The 19,005-nt window shown below is 41.9% G+C and carries 9 protein-coding genes and 3 pseudogenes; 7 read left to right on the top strand and 5 right to left on the bottom strand.

Features of this window, described 5'->3' with window-relative positions; translation table 11 throughout:
• Nucleotides 1-105: 105 nt before the first annotated feature.
• Nucleotides 106-276, top strand: a pseudogene (locus tag Q9R24_RS02625) (endonuclease domain-containing protein); the annotation flags it as partial.
• Here the strand turns inward: Q9R24_RS02625 and Q9R24_RS02620 are convergent.
• Nucleotides 267-1,403, bottom strand: a complete 1,137-nt coding sequence (locus Q9R24_RS02620) for a putative phage abortive infection protein (protein WP_311203670.1) — start codon at nucleotides 1,401-1,403, stop codon at nucleotides 267-269. The pseudogene Q9R24_RS02625 and the gene Q9R24_RS02620 overlap by 10 nt on opposite strands.
• Nucleotides 1,404-1,660: 257 nt before the next feature.
• Nucleotides 1,661-4,555 (bottom strand): valine--tRNA ligase, encoded by a 2,895-nt coding sequence (locus tag Q9R24_RS02615; RefSeq protein WP_311203652.1) that lies wholly within the window; start codon nucleotides 4,553-4,555, stop codon nucleotides 1,661-1,663.
• A gap of 175 nt (nucleotides 4,556-4,730) precedes the next feature.
• Between Q9R24_RS02615 and Q9R24_RS02610 the strand changes: the two genes are divergently transcribed.
• Both Q9R24_RS02610 and Q9R24_RS02605 read left to right on the top strand, forming a co-directional pair.
• A complete protein-coding gene (locus tag Q9R24_RS02610; RefSeq protein WP_004646248.1) occupies nucleotides 4,731-5,402 on the top strand; it encodes a hypothetical protein in 672 nt (223 codons plus the stop codon).
• A 20-nt stretch (nucleotides 5,403-5,422) separates the two neighbouring features.
• Nucleotides 5,423-6,229, top strand: a complete 807-nt coding sequence (locus Q9R24_RS02605; protein ID WP_311203651.1) for an SDR family oxidoreductase — start codon at nucleotides 5,423-5,425, stop codon at nucleotides 6,227-6,229.
• Between the two features lie 22 nt (nucleotides 6,230-6,251).
• Here Q9R24_RS02605 and Q9R24_RS02600 read toward each other — a convergent pair whose 3' ends face one another.
• Entirely contained in the window at nucleotides 6,252-7,358 is a 1,107-nt protein-coding gene (locus Q9R24_RS02600; RefSeq protein ID WP_311203650.1) for a GGDEF domain-containing protein, read from the bottom strand.
• Nucleotides 7,359-7,701: 343 nt separating this feature from the next.
• On the opposite strand from Q9R24_RS02600, the gene Q9R24_RS02595 reads away from it, so the two are divergent.
• Nucleotides 7,702-8,976, top strand: coding sequence for a glutaminase (locus tag Q9R24_RS02595; protein WP_311203649.1), 1,275 nt, complete (start codon nucleotides 7,702-7,704; stop codon nucleotides 8,974-8,976).
• Between the two features lie 121 nt (nucleotides 8,977-9,097).
• On the opposite strand, the pseudogene dhaK reads toward Q9R24_RS02595, so the two are convergent.
• Nucleotides 9,098-10,827, bottom strand: a pseudogene (dhaK, locus tag Q9R24_RS02590) (dihydroxyacetone kinase subunit DhaK).
• A gap of 223 nt (nucleotides 10,828-11,050) precedes the next feature.
• Here dhaK and Q9R24_RS02585 point away from each other — a divergent pair.
• Both Q9R24_RS02585 and Q9R24_RS02580 read left to right on the top strand, forming a co-directional pair.
• Nucleotides 11,051-11,265: pseudogene (locus tag Q9R24_RS02585) on the top strand (endonuclease domain-containing protein); the annotation flags it as partial.
• A gap of 166 nt (nucleotides 11,266-11,431) precedes the next feature.
• Complete coding sequence (locus tag Q9R24_RS02580) at nucleotides 11,432-12,748, top strand: DUF6602 domain-containing protein (protein WP_005107552.1); 1,317 nt, start codon at nucleotides 11,432-11,434, stop codon at nucleotides 12,746-12,748.
• 50 nt (nucleotides 12,749-12,798) lie between these two features.
• Here Q9R24_RS02580 and metH read toward each other — a convergent pair whose 3' ends face one another.
• Complete coding sequence (gene metH, locus Q9R24_RS02575; protein ID WP_247144415.1) at nucleotides 12,799-16,485, bottom strand: methionine synthase; 3,687 nt, start codon at nucleotides 16,483-16,485, stop codon at nucleotides 12,799-12,801.
• Nucleotides 16,486-17,021: 536 nt separating this feature from the next.
• Here metH and Q9R24_RS02570 point away from each other — a divergent pair.
• Complete coding sequence (locus Q9R24_RS02570) at nucleotides 17,022-18,641, top strand: inorganic phosphate transporter (RefSeq protein ID WP_044111639.1); 1,620 nt, start codon at nucleotides 17,022-17,024, stop codon at nucleotides 18,639-18,641.
• The last annotated feature ends 364 nt before the right edge of the window (nucleotides 18,642-19,005 follow it).

Below are 19,005 nucleotides of genomic sequence, written 5' to 3'. Positions count from 1 at the left end.
AATTTCAATATTGGAATTAAATAACAATAATTAAGTCACAATGAAAGTTCCCTCTCCCTATGGGATGAGAAGCACTGCTTCGCAAGGGGGAGAGGGAAAATAACAATGAAAATAGATCCTCAATTATTAGAATTCGCCAAATCAATGCGCCATTCTGCCACTGATGCAGAACACCTCATGTGGCAAATACTTCGTGCCAAGCGTTTTATGAATCTTAACTTTCTCCGTCAGCATGTGATTACGCCTTATATTGTGGATTTTTACTGTCATGAAATTGGTAAAGAGTAATCTTCTTGTCCAATAATTAAATCCATTTTCAAAGTATTAGTATTAATTATTAGAAACTTAATACTAATCAAATTGGCAAAAATATAACCTTGCTTAGGTTTGTAGTATGTTATGGTTAAATAATTATTTTCTTTAAATATTTTTGTTCTGAATTTTTCATTGTTAATATTGTATGGAGAGTTAGATACTTGTAATGTTTTTTTTGAAATTTCGAAATTAATTATCCCAAATTTCTCTGCATCGTTAATACCATTGATAGATAATTTGTAGTATTTATCTTTAATGATTTCTATATGAACTTTTCCATCGATCCATAATCCATTGTCTTTAGAGAGGAACAATAAGAAAACCTCACAAAAATCCATTGTTTTATAAATATTGGCTATATTTACAAGTTCTTCTCTTATGGCTTTAAACTCTTTGAACCATGTGCTTTGACCGAATGCTTTTTTATCATAATACAAGTAACTAGAAAATTGCATAGGTGAAATATTTGGTAAATGTTCTAATAATTGATATCTTTCCAATAGCTTTTTGTAAGGGTCGTATTCGCCATTTTCATCCTCTAAGCAGTAACAGTTAATAGCTAGACATGTTAGAAGGTTAGTATCTAAGTATGATCTAATAATGTTAGTGTAACTTTTAACCTTTGGGTCAAGTTCCTTCTCGTAATATCTATTATGAATAATATGCTCATGCTCATTAATATATTTAAGCAATTGATATAGCATTCTAAAAAAATTACTAAATTCAAAATGTTGTTTTTTTAGATTTATTTTAAGAGCTTCCAAGCTACTTAGGTCTTTGTTTGCTTCTAAAAAATCCTGACTTATTTTTGAAAGGTTATTTTGGTTTTTTATTTCTACGAGTAATTCGATAAGTTTAAAAATTCTATTTTCTATATCTGAAATTTCATTCTTTCGAGATTGGTTCAAAAAAGTAAAAACTAAAAAAATTAAACTCAAAAATCCAAAAATTAATCCTAATGTACCTGCTAAAAAACTACCGAAATAACCCAGATTAACAATATATTGATCTACCGCATTTAAATTTTTCCCTTTATATTGACCTGTTGCATTTAAATTTTCTACGTTTTCGGGTTTAAAGTACTCCATTATATTTGGAATGAGGCTTCCAAATTTATCCGAGTATAGAAATGAAACTAGTGTTATTAAGGTAATAAATAGCACTAAGTATTTAATGAAATCTTTATTTTTGTAGAAATTTGATTGAATGACTTTCATTCGTTGTATTTGGCCAAAAATCAAAGGAGTAAGAATAAATAATATAACTATTATATATAACATTATAAAAAACAAAGGGCTGAATAATCAGCCCTTTATACTACAAATTAGATCAAACTAACAACACATTAAAGCGCTGCAATCTGCTCCATATTCGCTTTAATCTTCGCTAACTGATCAGCAAACTCAGCAAGTTTAACTTTCTCACCTTCAACCACAGCAGCAGGTGCTTTCGCGACAAAACCTTCATTGCCAAGTTTAGTGGCAATTTGGTCATGTTGCTTTTGAACCTTGTCTAAGTCTTTTTGTAGACGACCCAATTCCGCTTTAGGGTCAATTAAACCCTTCATTGGAACGTATACAGACACGTGACCGACTACAGATGAAGAAGACAATGGTGGTTGTTCACCATCAGCCAAGAAGGTAATGCTTTCAACTTTCGCCAATGCTTTGAACAATGGTTCAATACGTGCAATCTGCGCTTTTTCAGCTTCAGTGGTGTTCTGAAGAAGAACTGGCAACAAGCGCGCATTACCTAAGCCCATTTCACCACGGATGTTACGTACCGCACCAATCAAACCTTGCAGCCATTGCATATCTGCTTCAGCCTGGTCATTCATCAACGCTTCATCAGCAGTTGGGTACTGCGCAAGCATAATCGTTTCGCCTGAAATGCCAAGTTTAGGTGCAAGCGTTTGCCAAATTTCTTCAGTCAAGTAAGGCATTAACGGATGAGCAAGACGTAAAGATGCTTCCATCACCGCAAGCAATACACGGCGAACTTCAGCTTTACGCTCTTCAGATACGTTTTCATCATTCAGAACAGGCTTAGTCAGTTCGACATACCAGTCACAGTATTCATTCCAGATGAATTCGTAAATCGCTTGCGCAGCCAGGTCTAAACGATAGGTTGCAAATGCAGTTTGTACCGCAGCAGTCGCTTTTTGTAGACGGCTGACGATCCACTGTTCAGGCAATTCCCAAAGATCAGGACGAGCCGTTTGACCAACCGTTTGACCTTCGACATTCATCATCACGAAACGCGTTGCGTTCCAGATTTTGTTGGCAAAGTTACGGTAGCCTTCAACACGTTTCATGTCGAACTTGATGTCACGACCGGTGTTAGCCAGTGCGCAGAATGTGAAACGAACTGCATCCGTACCGTAAGATTGAATACCTTCAGGGAATTCTTTACGCGTTGATTTTTCAATCTTCGCTGCCTGTTTCGGGTTCATCAAACCCGTGGTACGTTTTTGTACCAGTGTTTCAAGATCCACACCGTCAATCAAGTCTAATGGGTCAAGCACGTTACCTTTAGATTTAGACATCTTCTGACCTTCGCCATCACGTACCAAACCGTGAACGTACACAGTTTTAAATGGCACTTGTGGCGTACCATCTTCATTCTTCATGAAGTGCATGGTCAGCATGATCATGCGGGCAACCCAGAAGAAGATGATGTCAAAACCTGTCACCAGTACATCTGTTGGGTGGAATGTATTCAAGAAGTAGTTGGCTTTGTCTTTTGCTTCGTCGCCAGTCCAACCTAAGGTTGAGAATGTCCAGAGACCTGAAGAGAACCATGTATCCAGTACGTCTTCATCTTGGTTCAATTGAACATCGGCAGGGATGTTGTTTTTCGCGCGAACTTCCGCTTCATCACGACCTACATAAACATTACCTTCCGCATCGTACCAAGCAGGGATACGGTGACCCCACCACAATTGACGCGAGATACACCAGTCTTGGATGTTGTTCATCCAAGCCATATACATGTTGCTGTACTGCTCAGGAACGAACTTGATACGACCGTCTTGAACCGCTTCAATGGCAGGTTTCGCTAGCGGCGCAATCTTCACATACCATTGGTCTGTGAGTAGAGGTTCAACAATCACGCCTGAACGGTCACCGCGAGGTGGTTTCAAGGTGTATGGTTGGATCTGATCTAACCAGCCTTCAGCTTCCGCTTGTTCAACGATCTTTTTACGTGCTTCAAAACGCTCTAAACCAACATATTCGCTAGGTGCAGGAATAGTTTTAGAAATTTGCTCGCCCGCTTTCGCGATGTATTCAAACTCAGCAAGAACTTCAGCATTTTTGTTGAAGATGTTGATGATTGGCAATTCGCAACGTTTACCTACTTCATAGTCATTGAAGTCATGCGCAGGGGTGATTTTCACACAGCCTGTACCGAATTCTTTATCGACATATTCGTCTTTAACGATTGGAACCGCACGACCAGTGATTGGCAGGATGATGTTTTTGCCAACAAGCGCAGCATAACGTTCATCATCAAGTGCAACGGCAACCGCGGTATCACCAAGTAGTGTTTCAGGACGAGTGGTTGCCACAACGATGTGATCTTTACCATCGTGCGTGCGTAGTGATTTATCTTCAAAGAAGTATTTAAAGTGCCACAATGAACCTGCTTCTTCTTTATCAGACTCAACTTCTAAGTCAGACAGCGCAGTTTGTAATTTTGGATCCCAGTTCACCAAACGTTTGCCGCGGTAGATCAGACCTTCTTCGTGCAGTTTTACAAACACTTCTTTTACCGCGTTTGATAAACCATCATCCATGGTGAAGCGTTCACGTGACCAGTCAACCGAAGAACCTAGGCGACGAATTTGACGGGTAATGTTACCGCCAGACTGTTCTTTCCATTCCCATACTTTTTCGATGAACTTTTCACGACCCAGGTCATGACGGCTAATCCCTTGTGCACCCAGCTGACGCTCAACCACCATTTGCGTTGCAATACCTGCGTGGTCAGTACCCGGTTGCCAAAGCGTATTTTTACCAGACATACGGTTGAAACGCGTCAAGGCATCCATGATGGCATTGTTGAAACCATGACCCATGTGCAGGCTACCAGTGACGTTTGGTGGCGGAATCATGATACAGAAAGATTCGCCTTTTTCAGACGGCTTAAAGTAACCACGCTCTTCCCAAGTTTGGTACCATTTTTTCTCGATCTCGGTCGGATCGTAGGTTGTCGCGATATTTTGCGCTGAGTCAGTCATAGTCTAAACAGATCAAAAGTGAATGAAAAATTGGATCTATTGTAGCAAAAAAAATAGTGCATGCGGCAGCTTAACCAAATGCAAACTTTAGCCAATTGGCATGTATAGCAACTCATCGTATGATAGATTGATAAAAAAACGCGACTCATCGCAGCATATCAAAAAGGATAATAAGATGAGCTATAACATTTCCCTGAAGCTTCAACCCGAAACCCATCAGCGCTTTAAAGACCTTCATTCCAGATTAAATGCCGGCGAGCGAGACAGTCTTGCCAGACCCTTAGGTGAAAATCTGGCCGATATGGCCTGTGAAATTATTGACCAGATTTTTGGTCAGGTGGTGCAGTTGGCCAATTCACCGGACAGCGAGTCCGAAAAAGTGATTCAGCAGATTATGCATAACACCCGTAAATATATGCCGTGGTCGGTTTCGTTGTTTGGCAATGAGCGTCTGATGCCTATGGTGAACTATTTGCATCGCATGACCTATGAGCATCAAGGTGATGCTTTTGTTCGATATCCGGTGGAAAAATTGCTGGTGATGGAGTTGCTCGGCTGTATTGACCAGATGAAAAATGGTAATCATCAATATGTATCACCCGCTTTAAAAGCCTTTACTCAGGTGGTCGACCAAGGGGTGACACATCTGATCCGTGAACCGAAAAAAATGTTGAAATTTAATGTGGTGGTCGATAAAACCTTGAATGGGGTGATTCATTTAACCACCCAGTTAGGCTATAAACGTTTTGACAAGCTCGGTAGCATCTATGATGCCGATACGATGAGTTATTATTTTGAGCATTTGCTGGCATTTCTGGAAGATGAAATGCAGCACCATATTCATTAAAACAAGGGAAAGAGGATTTCATGGCGAAAGTTGAAGACTTAAATGGAAAAGTGGTCTGGATTACCGGCGCATCTTCAGGGATTGGCAAGGCGATTGCCCAGCAATGTGCTGAACTCGGAGCCCAGGTGGTACTGACTGCACGTCGGCATGAAGAACTGGAAAATGTTCGCCAAAGTCTCACTAATCCAGATCAGCATATTTCAGTCATTGCCGATATCACGGATGAAAGCCAGGTTTGTCATGCCTATGAACAGGTTTTGCAACAAAAAGGCCGGATTGACTGGCTGATTAATAATGCAGGACTCAGTCAACGTGCCCTGATTCAGCACACCACCATGCAGACTGAACGCGCTATTATGGAAGTCGATTATTTCTCGCAGGTATTTCTCACCAAAATGGTATTGCCGACCTTTCTGGCACAAAAATCAGGTCGTATCGTGTTTATTTCCAGTGTGGCAGGTTTGCTTGGCACCCAGTATCGCGCCTCCTATTCAGCAGCCAAAGCAGCGATTCATATGTGGGCCAATAGTTTACGTGCTGAAGTTGCTGATCAGGGCGTTCAGGTCTCAGTGATATTCCCGGGCTTTGTTCAAACCAATGTGTCGTTTAATGCTTTAAATGGGGAAGGCAAGCCACAAGCCAAGCAGGATGAAGCGATTGAAAATGGTCTGTCGGCAGAAGATTTTGCCCGTCAAAGCGTACAAGCCTTGCAGTGCGGCGAAGAATATATCGTGATTGGCGGAAAGAAAGAAAAACTTGGTGTGCTAGTTTCACGTATTTCCCCCAAGGTGCTGTACAAAATGATTCGCAAGACCAAGGTGAAATAAGAGATTTAAAGTTTTATCAAATTCAGGCAATTTTCTCTTGAGCGAATTGAACCTGATTACGGCCCATCTGTTTGGCCTGATACATGGCATGATCGGCCGCTAAAGTGGCTTCTTTAATCTGATTAGGATGATTGAAGAAGCTGACTCCGATACTGATAGTCAGGTAAATATGCTGCTGTTCATGATGTAATGGAGTTTCTTCAAGCTGCAACCGGATCCGTTCAGCAATTTTAAAGGCGGCATCCTTTTGAATATCATGCAAGACGAGCAGAAACTCTTCACCGCCAATCCGTGACACCTGGTCTTTACTGCGAATATTGGCTTTAAATATCTGACTGATATGTTGTAAAATCAGATCACCGACCTGATGTCCATAACGATCATTAACTGCTTTGAAATGATCTAAATCTGCCATCAAAACTGCATACTGTAAGGCAGGATTGGGATCTATTTTTTGAATATAGGCTTCAAATCCACGGCGGTTTAATAATCCGGTCAGCGGGTCGTGATGGCGCTCCCGTTGCAACTTTCGCACCAGATCCAAAATTGCACAGCCAATGAATAAACCTAAAAAGATCAGATCAATCAGGAGCAGGAGCAGCTGTGTAAATGCCCATGCGGGTTCGTAATGGGCGACAAACCCCTGATCCTCAAGCAAAACAGAGAACAGCAAAGCACGTCCCATGATGATGAACGTGGTCGCGAAGGTAAAAATTTTCAGGTAACTGTCGATACGTAAGCCTGTGCTCGTCCGAATAAAGGCAATTGGGCGGTGCAAATAAATTGCCGCAGTAATGCTACCAATAATCAGCAAACGGGCAGTCTGGTCAGCAGTCACTTGGGTAAAGTAGTAAATGCCAAACGCACCCAAGGCAATCAGGTAAATATAGTTTGGCCATACATAGTCGATTTTTAAACGCTCATAAATGGCTTTGCTGTGAAAGGTACAGGACAAGAAGTAAAGAGCAGCAATGAAACTGGAGATTTCAACTAAAACTGCTGCAGATAAAACGGTATTGAGTAATATCGTTACGCCAATCAGAATCAGTGCATAAGCATAAGATCTTAAATAATTAGGTAAGCCTTTATAATAGGAAATACTCAGCGTGATGATCCCCAGGCTCGACATGATGCTGGGCACGAGTAGACTGTAAAAATTCAAATCCGGGATCAGCGTGTTAGATTATAATGTGAGCAGGTAGGTGAATAATATCATTTATTGCGATGAAAAATATAAATAAAATGGATAATCAAACTAATCGAAATGACCTGTTGAACCGCTCGATATTTTATAAAAACTCAAAAAAATAATATTAAAATGCCCCTTACTCCTGATGATCATTGAGCTGAAAAGGCATTTGTTTTAGTCCAAATCGATGGACGTATTTATAAAATGCTACCAATTTGGACTTGTAGTTTTATCCTGAAAATTTAAGGTGGAAACAGGATGAAAATATAAAGGATCTATCTGAATGAAAACCCCGGTGCCCGATTATCTCCAGCATGTATTAACGGTCTGTCATGATAATGATCAGGGCGCTTTGGCTGACTATATCCCTGAACTGGCAGCGGTAGATCCAAACAAGTTCGCTTTGGCGCTGACCACGGTGGATGGCACGATTTATTCCACGGGAGATGATGAAACCGAATTTACCATGCAGTCGATGTCCAAGCCTTTTGCCTATGCCTTGGCATTGCAGCATTTGGGAATTCCAGCAGTACTGGAAAAGGTCGGCGTTGAACCTTCAGGAGAGGCTTTTAATCAGATTTCGCTAGATAAAGAAACCAATCTTCCTAAAAATCCAATGATTAACTCGGGTGCGATCACTACGCATTCTTTGATTCCGGTACAAAAAGGCATTTCACGTGCGGAATGCTTACGCCGTTTTTTAAGTGAGCTGGCAGGACGTCAACTGGAATTCGACAAGCAGGTGTATAAGTCGGAAGTCAAAACTGCATTCCGGAACCTGTCGATTGGCTATATGCTACGTACCGTAGGTGTGCTGGATTCGGATCCGGTAGAAATCGTCAATGGATACATCAAGCAATGTGCGATTAAAGTGACGGTCAAAGATCTGGCAAATATCTGTAGTGTGCTCGCCAATGGCGGTGTTCAGGCCAAAACGGGCAAACAGCTGCTAGAGCGTGATGTGGTGCGCCAAGTGCTCAGCGTGATGATGACCTGTGGCATGTATGATGCGGCGGGTGACTGGCTGACGACGGTGGGCATTCCTGCCAAAAGTGGTGTATCGGGCGGAATTATCGGGGTATTGCCTGGGCAGGTGGGAATTGTGGTTTTTTCTCCTAAAATTGATGAGCATGGGCATAGTGTACGTGGCGTGGATATTTTTGAGCGTTTGTCGCGGGACATGGGCTTGCATCTGATGGAAGGGACGCCATCGGCACAGACCATTTTGCAAAGTCGTTATACTGTAGGTAAGAACAATGACATTGTCGTGTATGAGCTGCGCGGTGTATTGCAATTTACAGAATCCGAAATGTTGCTGCGAATTTTGCAGGATGAGCCAGATGCTACAACTCGTATAGTCTTAGACCTGACCAATTTAACTTTGATTCATGATGTAGGTGCACGCATGTTATTTGAAGGCGTCAAACGATTACAAGCGGATGGACACAAAGTGGTAGTTATTGATTCAGAAGGTGTATTGAGTGAAGAGCAGGTAAAAGGCAATAAGCGGGTAGTGGTAACAGAAGAGCTAGAGCGCTATTTGGACAAGTTTCATTAAGCCACATCCATAGGAATGAGTATGCCTTTCATTACTTGCGCTTTAAAACTTGCTCAGTAGAGGAAATGAAATATAAAAAAGCCCCGAACAGTGTCGGGGCTTTTTTCAAATCTTGAAAAGTTTATTTAATATGCTCGGCAATGTCCGTAAAGATTACGCCTAAGCCGTGTGCGCCTGCATCCGGATAGCCTAAGCTACGATCACCGACTGTACCAGCACGGCCCATACGCGCCACGATCTCTTTGGTGGATTCTGCACCTTTTACCGCAGCCTCTGCACCCAAGACAAAGTTTTCTTTAAACGTCTTGTCGGTATTGGCTGACCAAGAGTCTGCGCAAGGTACAAGTGCATCAATCAGGGTTTTATCACCGACCACAGCACCACGACCAAATGAACGCTCACCTGTCACTTGAATACCTTTTACCGCAGCTTGTAGCATCTCGGCAAAATCTGCCACGCTTAGAGTTTCTTTACCTTGAATGGCTTTGCTGGCCGAACGGAATGCTGAACCCCAAATTGGGCCGGACGCACCGCCACAGTGTTCCATAATAATCATGGAACTATTCAGTAAGAATTCATCCATCTGTTGTGCTTGAATCAGGCTTTGCCATTCACGTTTCAGCTGTTTAAAACCTTTTGCGACGCTCATGCCAAAATCGCCGTCGCCTGCATGGGCATCCAGCTCGCAGAATGGCACTTCGTTTTTGATGATGCAGGCTGCCATCACATCGACCACATAACGCATATTTTCTATCGTGAATTGCTCATTCTGAATTTCAGCATGTTCAGTTTGGGTTTCAACTTCGGTATTGGCGGTTTTTTTGCTACTGCGTCTTGTGCTGCAAATTCAAATGGTAGTGCAGGCGAGCCATCCAGCTTAAAGGCAGGGGTATTGGCTTCTGCATCTAAGTAGCCTTTTAGCTCATCATCGACTGCAAGCAATGAAACCGAAGCACCGTTCATGTCGATACTGGTCATATAGTTGCCAACGAATGTGCGATAAATTTTGATGCCTTTACGCGCCAGATGTTCGCATACATCATTGTTAAACACATACAGTTCTTGCATTGGTGTTGAACCAAAGCCATTCACCAACACCGCAACTTCTTGCATGTCAGGACGGTCAAGGAATAAGTCATCGACCATACGTTGTGCCATTTCTTTCGATGGTAAGATTTTTTCACGACGAATGCCCGGTTCACCGTGGATGCCGACGCCGTATTCCATTTCATCATCGGCTAGGGTAAAGGTGGGTGTACCTTTGGCAGGAACAGTACATGAGGTATAGGCGAAACCAAGACTAATCACGTTATCCGCTGCTTTTTGAGCCACAGCTTTGACTTGCGCAAGCTCTAAACCTTTTGACGCTGCTGCACCGGCAATTTTATGCACGAAGATGGTACCAGCAACACCACGACGACCGACGGTATAAAGGCTGTCTTTTACCGCGATATCATCCGCCACTTTGACGTAATCGACTTTAATGCCATCTTCCGCAGCCAATGCAGCACCATTCTGGAAATTCATCATATCGCCAGAATAGTTCTTGATGATCATCAGCACGCCTTTGTCAGTTGCGACATGCTGCAATGCTTTATAGACCTGAATTTGAGATGGCGATGCAAAAACGTCACCGCATACGGCAGCGTCTAACATGCCTGTACCGACAAAGCCCGCATGTGCAGGTTCGTGACCACTACCACCGCCACTGATCAGTGCCACGTTATTGTGTTTTTGTTTACGTGAAATGATTTTATGCGATTCGGTAAATGTCAGTTCAGGATGGGCAAGGACAAAACCTTTGCACATTTCGACAACCAGATTTTCAGGGTTGTTGATAAGTTTTTTCATGGAGAAAGGCCTTCACGTATTCTGGGAGATGTCTAAAGTCTTATTATTATTATGGAAATGTTTGAAATTTGCTGACTTAAAAATGTAAAAACGAGTGATTTTGGGGTGAGCGTTCAGAAAAGGGGCAGTTTCAGATTTTTTATTGGTTGTTAAATTTTACCTCTCCCTAACCCTCTCCTAAAAGGAGAGGGAACGTCCATTATTAAACTTATATAGCTACTTAATTTGTAATGAAAGCTCCCTCTCCCTATGGGAGAGGGTTGGGGTGAGGGTATCTAAGCAAATTTTAGGTTTGCAGTTTTATCGGCAAAAGCCGATTTAAAAATTAAATCGTGGATTTTTACTGTCCTGCTGCTAATTTGATCATAAAGTGTGATGGTAGCTAGCACTTTTACTGATGATGGCTTGGAAGCAGATTGTATTAGAGATGAAACTTTGACTTAGCTTATAAGTGCTGAAATTAGATAATGGGCGGGTGATTGAGTGTAGTAGTATATTTCAATGATATGGGATACAAGATAATTGGATTAAAAGTAACTTTAATTATTATGTGATTTTAAGCGTATAATTATTAAATATTTATTATAAGGTGAGAGGATTAGCAATGGTTAGAGATGTTGCTAAATTGTTAGAAGAATTCCTAAAATATGAACAGGAAAAGGTTGAGTCTTTTAATATGCCACATATGCCTACATTAGGTGAAGCATATGAGGAAATTACAATTCAGGGTCTAAATAAAAAATATGTTTTACCAGACGTTTATGATTTACGAGTAGTAAAAGGATTTATTAAAGTTGGTGAAATACAACTTTCTCAACAAATAGATTGTATGTTGGTATATGGAGAGGGTATTAAGTATGGTTTGACAGACAAGTATATTTATGATGTATCAAATGTACTAGTAATATTTGAAGTTAAAAAAAACTTAACAAAAGAGTCGTTGGTTGAAGCTTTAATTCATTTAAGTGAAATTAAATCTCAATTTTATGGATATATTGATGATTTAATTAATAGAAATAATATAGGAATTGATTTAGCGCTATTTTCTCTACATTTAAGTTATTTAATTGGGTATAGAATTGAAAAAATTGAAGAAATAGCCTACTTAGATCCAACACAAAAAAATATTGCCTCTACCTTGTTGGTGGAAATGTTAATGCCTCTTACTATTGTTCATTCTTATGAAGGATATAAACGTGTGGGAGATTTAAGAAATGCAATAGAAGATACTTTTAATTTAATAGATGACCATAATTCTCAGAGAGGGGTTAGGGTTTTAGATTTTCCTACATTAATAACTAATAATAAATTAGGTGTTTTGAAAGCTTTAGGTATGCCTTATTGGGCACAATTAGATGAAGAAAATGTAGGTAAATGGTGGAGCTATTTAGCTTCCTATAACTCTAATTCTGCAATTATTCTTCTAGAGTTGTTATGGGCTAAAATTAGTTTACATTTAAATATTAGCTTTGATTTTGAAGATGATCTGTTGTCTGAAAATCTCTTACCATTTTTTATTGTAAGGACATTAGGTGAAAAACCAGAAGGTAAATTTATTAAGATCAATGATCATCGCTTAAAAGATACCAAAAAAGCTAGTGATTTGACATTTGAGCCTCAAAAAATTGAAAAACAATTAGCTGATTTATTTAATATAATTACATTTATGGGTGGGGCGAAAGTCGAAGAAATCAAAGGTCATCTTGAAGCCATGAATTTGACAAAAGAGGAGTTTCTTAATTGCGTGAAATCATCCTTCTCTTTTGGGATTGTAGATGATTATATCTCTATCATTTCTAGTTGGAGATGTGTCGAAATAGAAGATGAATACTTCAGTAGTCATGATTTAATAAGATTTGAAAACTGGTTGAAAATACAGGGAAAAGAATATCATCAAATTTACATGAATATTTATGTATAAAAAATCCCCTCATTCGAGGGGATTTTTTTCTTCTCTAAATTAGAGGATTCTTATACCACTGAATCATCCAGATTTGGCGCTAACCAGCGTTTCGCTTCATCCAGTGTCCAGCCTTTACGCTTCGCATAATCTTCCAGCTGATCGCCAGAGATTTTGCCTACGTTAAAGTATTCGGTTTCAGGGTTTGCATAGTAGAAACCGCTTACTGATGAAGGTGGCCACATTGCAAAACTTGTGGTTAAGTACGTACCAATCTTGTCGGTTGTACCTAACCAGTCAAACAATGGCGCTTTTTCAGAATGCTCAGGACAAGCAGGATAACCTGGTGCAGGACGAATACCGACATACTTTTCTTTAATCAAATCTTCATTTGATAAAGCTTCGTCTGCTTGATAGCCCCAGAACTCTTTACGAATACGCTCGTGTAAATGCTCTGCAAAGGCTTCGGCAAAACGGTCACCCAAGGCTTGAACCATAATCGCATTATAGTCATCACCTTTGGCTTTGTATTCTTGCGAAAGTTCTTCCGCACCAAAAATCGACACGGTAAAGCCACCCAAGTAATCCTGAGCCACATCTTTTGGCGCAACAAAGTCTGCCAAAGAGTAGTTCGCTTTACCTGTCACTTTGTCAGACTGCTGACGTAAGTGCTCGAAGCTGTGAGTTACATTACCCGCTTCATCTGCAACGGCAACTGTATCTGCTGCTACACGGTTTGCAGGATAAATACTAAACGTCGCACGCGCATCAAAACGTTTATTCTCGATGATGTCTTTCAGCATTGCTTGTGCTTGTTCATACAAGTCACGTGCTGCTTCACCCACCACTTCATCTTCAAGGATTTTCGGGAATTTACCCGCCAGGCTCCATGAAATAAAGAACGGTGTCCAGTCAAAATATTCCACCAAAGCTTCAAGCGGATAATTTGTGAAAGTTTCAGATCCAATGAAGTTTGGTTTAACCGGTGCATTCTTGTCGAAATCGATCTTGAAGCCGTTTTCGACTGACTCTTGATAAGACAATTTCGCCGCTTTCGGTTGCTTGTTGGCAAGACGAGTACGAATTTTTTCATAATCCGCTGCATAGTCAGCCAAAAGTTTTGGTTTCATTTCAGGAGAAAGCAATTGTGTTGCTACACCCACGGCACGTGAAGCATCTGCGGTGTAAAGCACGCCATCGTTATGATATTGCGGTGAGATTTTCACTGCGGTATGCGCTTTAGAAGTCGTCGCACCACCAATCATTAACGGAATGTTAAAGCCTTTGCGCTGCATTTCTTTGGCAACAAACACCATTTCATCCAGAGACGGCGTGATCAGACCAGACAAACCGATGATATCGACTTTTTCATCAATCGCAGTTTGTAGAATTTTTTCGCATGGCACCATCACGCCCAGATCCACGATGTCATAACCGTTACAGCCTAATACTACGCCAACGATGTTTTTACCGATGTCGTGTACGTCGCCTTTCACCGTAGCCAGCAGGATTTTACCTTTGGCCTCAGCTTGGGTTTTCTCGGCTTCAATGAACGGGTTCAACCACGCCACAGCCTGTTTCATCACACGTGCTGATTTGACTACTTGCGGCAAGAACATTTTACCGGCACCGAACAAGTCACCGACTACGTTCATACCCGCCATCAATGGACCTTCAATCACATCCAGTGGGCGTGTAGAGTTTAACCGTGCTTCTTCGGTATCCTGGTCGATATAAGTCGTGATGCCTTTTACTAAAGCATATTCAAGACGTTTTTCAACAGACTCATTACGCCACTCAAGATTTTCTTCGGCTTTTTGCGTACCACTTTGACCACGGTATTTTTCAGCAACAGCAAGCAGTTTTTCGGTCGCTTCCTGACCACTTTCACCCTGGTTCTGGTTTAAAACAACATCTTCAACCGCTTCTTTCAGTTCTTTATCGATGTCATCGTAAATTGCCATCTGACCGGCATTCACAATACCCATAGTCATGCCTTGCTGAATGGCATGGTACAGGAACACCGAGTGAATCGCTTCACGCACCGGTTCATTACCACGGAACGAGAACGATACGTTCGACACACCACCAGAAATCATCGCATTTGGCAGGTTCTGTTTAATCCAGCCAGTCGCTTCAATAAAGTCCACACCATAGTTGTTGTGTTCTTCAATACCGGTTGCAATCGCAAAGACGTTCGGGTCAAAGATAATATCTTCGGACGGGAAGCCTACTTCATTCACAAGAACATCATATGAACGCTTACAGATTTCTTTTTTACGCGCAGCTGTATCGGCCTGACCATCTTCATCAAATGCCATCACGATCACCGCAGCACCATATTGACGGCAGAGACGGGCACGTTCGACAAACTCGTCATGACCTTCTTTCAGGGAAATCGAGTTCACCACGGCTTTACCTTGCACACATTTCAGGCCTGCTTCGATAATCTCCCATTTAGAAGAATCCAGCATGATGGGTACACGTGAAATATCAGGCTCAGAAGCAATCAGATTCAGGAAATGCACCATCGCACCTTGTGAATCGAGCATACCTTCATCCATGTTGATGTCAATGATTTGTGCACCGGCTTCAACCTGTTGACGGGCAACATCAAGCGCTTCGGCGAAGTTTTCTTCACGAATCAGACGCAGGAATTTTTTCGAACCGGTGACGTTGGTACGTTCACCCACGTTCACAAACAGTGAATCTTTGGTGATGTTAAATGGCTCTAAACCGCTTAAACGGCAAGCCGGTTCAATTTCAGGAATTTGACGAGGGGTAATGCCTGCAACAGCATTTGCAATCGCGCGGATATGATCCGGCGTAGTACCACAGCAACCACCGGTAATATTAATTAAACCGCTTTCTGCAAATTCTTTAATAAATGCCGCAGTTTCTTCCGGCGTTTCATCATAACCACCAAAGGCATTTGGCAAGCCAGCGTTTGGATGTGCTGAAACAAAGGTATCGGCAACGTCAGAAACGGTTTTCACGTGTGGACGCATCGCATCTGCACCCAGCGCACAGTTAAAGCCGATAGATAACGGCTCTGCATGGCGCATCGAGTTCCAGAAGGCTTCAGCGGTTTGACCAGTCAATGTACGACCTGATGCATCCGTGATCGTACCTGAAATCATGATTGGCAGTTCATAGCCCAATTCTTTAAAGACTTCTTTCACCGCAAAGATGGCAGCTTTGGCATTCAAGGTATCGAACACAGTTTCGATCAGGATGATGTCTGCACCACCTTCGATCAAGGCTTTGGTTGATTCAATATAGTCAACTTTGAGCGCATCAAAAGTGATGTTACGGAACGCCGGGTCATTCACGTTTGGAGAAATAGAGGTGGTACGCGATGTCGGACCAATCACACCTGCCACAAAGCGTGGTTTTTCAGGCGTTGAATATTTGGCACAGGCTTCTTTGGCCAGACGCGCTGCTTCACGGTTAATCTCGGGAACCAGATCTTCCATGTGGTAATCCGACATTGAAACGCGGGTACCGTTAAAGGTGTTGGTTTCAATAATGTCGGCGCCAGCTTCCAAGTAAGCTTCATGAATGCCTTGAATGATTTGTGGTTGAGTCAGCACCAGCAAATCATTATTGCCTTTGAGATCATAGGCCCAGTCAGCAAAACGCTCACCACGATAATCGGCTTCTTCCAGTTTATGGCGCTGGATCATGGTACCCATCGCACCATCGATAATTAAAATTCTTTTGGCAAGAAGTTCTTTTAAAGTGGTAAGTGTAGACATTCAAACTTTCTCAGCAGAAATCAAAAAAAACGACGCTAATCTTAGCAGATTAGTTGGCTGATTTCTGCTGAGATTGCTCAGAATGATGGATAAGCATGATATGAAAATTTGATAAGTCATCTAGAAAAACAACAAGTTTTAACATGGGGATCAGAAAATAATGCAATCTCGAATCTGATTCGATGCCTTACAGACAAGAAACAGGATCAGAAAATTAAGCTGATGCTTTCATTCATGAAATTGTCATATTGATAGCTTATGCTGTGCAAATGAAACTTTTGCTCTGCTTGATGACAGGTAGGGCATGAATCGTTTTGGTAGCAAAATATGTGCGGTTGCTAAGCTTAAATAAGCTGGAATCCTCTCTTAAGTAATTGATTTATAAAATCAAAATCTAGTGTTTTAGTCGGAATTAAACAGGACGAATAGCAGCAAGAAAATCCAAATAATTGCTTCATATGACAGCAGTTTGTCATATAATTGTCACAATTTAACTGAACAATATGGGGATTCTTGAATCCTCTATTCCTGCTTGCATGAATCCTAATCAAACTCCCGTAGATTCAGCACACGGGTCGGCTTCCCAAAAGTCGACCAATGTTCATGTGCCAACACCGAAATTCTTTATGCCGGTGTTCCTGACTCTTATTATCACTACGCTGATTTATATCGGCTTCCAGTTGTCTGCAGATTTAGCGCATGTACCGGCCTTGGGCTTGTATTCAGTTATTTTGTTAGCGACGGCACTTTTTATTGCGTTGAGCTTTGAGTTCGTCAATGGCTTTCACGATACCGCCAATGCTGTGGCCACAGTCATTTATACCAATGCACTTTCAGCTCCTGTCGCAGTGATGTGGGCCGGCTTCTGTAATTTCCTTGGGGTTATGGTCGCCAGTGGTGCGGTCGCTTACGGCATTATTGCGTTATTGCCAGTCGAGCTGATCATGAATGTCGGCTCCGGAGCAGGTTTTGCCATGGTTTTTGCCATGCTGATCGCGGCAATTCTCTGGAATCTGGGAACCTGGTTCCTCGGTATTCCGGCATCTAGTTCACATACCCTGATCGGTTCGATTCTGGGTGTGGGCATCATGAACTATATTCTGAATGCCGGTACTGGCGCTTCAGGTATAGACATGGAGCAGGTGATGAAAGTCGGTAAGGCGCTGTTATTCTCGCCTTTAATCGGTTTTGCATTTGCTGCAATTGTGTTCCTGCTGGTGAAAAAAATCTTCAAGCGTCAACTGGAATTGTTCCAGCCACCTGAAGGTAACAAGCCACCGCCACCATTGATTCGTGCCATGCTGATCTTTACCTGTACTGGGGTGAGTTTTGCCCATGGTTCAAATGACGGTCAAAAAGGTATGGGCCTGATCATGTTAATTCTGATCGGCTGTGTACCGTTGGCGTACTCGCTGAACAAGAATCTGGATGCACAACATATTCAATCTTTTGGCCAGTTATCTGCACAAACTGCGGATGTGATCTATCCAAATCATCAGGATATTCCGGATGAACAGGCCCGTGATGTGATCACCAAGTACATTCAGACCAAGGAAATTACCCCTGAAGTCGTGCCTGCATTGGCAAGCTTGACGGATCATCTGGGTGAGAAAGTCGGTAGCTATACCAGCATTAAGGATGTTCCTGAAGCTCAAGTATCTGAATTCCGTAATGACATGTATCTGAGCACTACAGCATTTAAGCGTCTGGATAAAGCAGAAGCTTTACCGGCAATGAGTGCTGCGCAGGAAAAAACAGTGGATGAATACCGTGACAATCTGGATTCATTCCTGCAATACATCCCGACCTGGGTAAAAGTGGCGACAGCCTTGGCACTTGGTCTGGGTACGATGGTCGGCTGGAAGCGTATTGTCGTGACGGTTGGTGAGCGTATTGGTAAACAGCATATGACTTATGGTCAGGGTATGTCTGCCGAACTTGTGGCAATGTCAACTATTGCAGCGGCAGATGGCTTCGGTATGCCGGTATCCACTACCCATGTATTGAACTCTGCAGTAGCAGGTACCATGGTGGCGAACAAGTCAGGTCTGAACTTCCAGATGGTGAAAACCATTCTGTCTGCCTGGATCTTTACTTTGCCTGCAACGATCTGCCTGTCAGGCGGTTTGTATTGGGTACTGTTAAAAGTGTTCTAAGTTATTTAGACATAAAAAAAGCTGCTCTAGAGCAGCTTTTTTTATGGGTGGAAGAAAAATTAAGGATGTAAAAGAGGAATCTAAATTACGATTAAGGCGACAGGGATGTCGCCGTTAGGCTGTGATATAGGGACATATCATCAGCTTAACAAAAGATTTTTGTTACTTTTGATCTTTCAAAAGTAAAGAAAAAAAGAAGCTATAAAATAGATCAACTTAAATCTGCCCAAAGCACATTCATAAGAATTTGAATGATTGAAAGCCTAAATTAACCTCTCCCTAACCCTCTCCTAGAAGGAGAGGGAACGCCCATTTTCAATTAAAGTTCTCTCTGCTTTAGGGATGAGCAGCACTGCTACGCAAC

This window comes from Acinetobacter sp. RRD8 (genome assembly GCF_031844225.1).
Taxonomy (GTDB): Bacteria; Pseudomonadota; Gammaproteobacteria; order Pseudomonadales; family Moraxellaceae; genus Acinetobacter.
Note: the sequence above shows the minus strand (reverse complement) of the source record. Positions and strands in the feature narration are given on the sequence as shown.

Excerpts from the sequence above, each read along its gene's own strand:
- Q9R24_RS02610 (WP_004646248.1), top strand. The coding sequence starts at position 4,731 with ATGAGCTATAACATTTCCCTGAAGCTTCAACCCGAAACCCATCAGCGC.
- Q9R24_RS02580 (WP_005107552.1), top strand. The coding sequence starts at position 11,432 with ATGGTTAGAGATGTTGCTAAATTGTTAGAAGAATTCCTAAAATATGAA.
- Q9R24_RS02600 (WP_311203650.1), bottom strand. The coding sequence starts at position 7,358 with ATGTCGAGCCTGGGGATCATCACGCTGAGTATTTCCTATTATAAAGGC.
- Q9R24_RS02615 (WP_311203652.1), bottom strand. The coding sequence starts at position 4,555 with ATGACTGACTCAGCGCAAAATATCGCGACAACCTACGATCCGACCGAG.
- Q9R24_RS02570 (WP_044111639.1), top strand. The coding sequence starts at position 17,022 with ATGAATCCTAATCAAACTCCCGTAGATTCAGCACACGGGTCGGCTTCC.
- Q9R24_RS02605 (WP_311203651.1), top strand. The coding sequence starts at position 5,423 with ATGGCGAAAGTTGAAGACTTAAATGGAAAAGTGGTCTGGATTACCGGC.
- Q9R24_RS02620 (WP_311203670.1), bottom strand. The coding sequence starts at position 1,403 with ATGGAGTACTTTAAACCCGAAAACGTAGAAAATTTAAATGCAACAGGT.
- metH (WP_247144415.1), bottom strand. The coding sequence starts at position 16,485 with ATGTCTACACTTACCACTTTAAAAGAACTTCTTGCCAAAAGAATTTTA.
- Q9R24_RS02595 (WP_311203649.1), top strand. The coding sequence starts at position 7,702 with ATGAAAACCCCGGTGCCCGATTATCTCCAGCATGTATTAACGGTCTGT.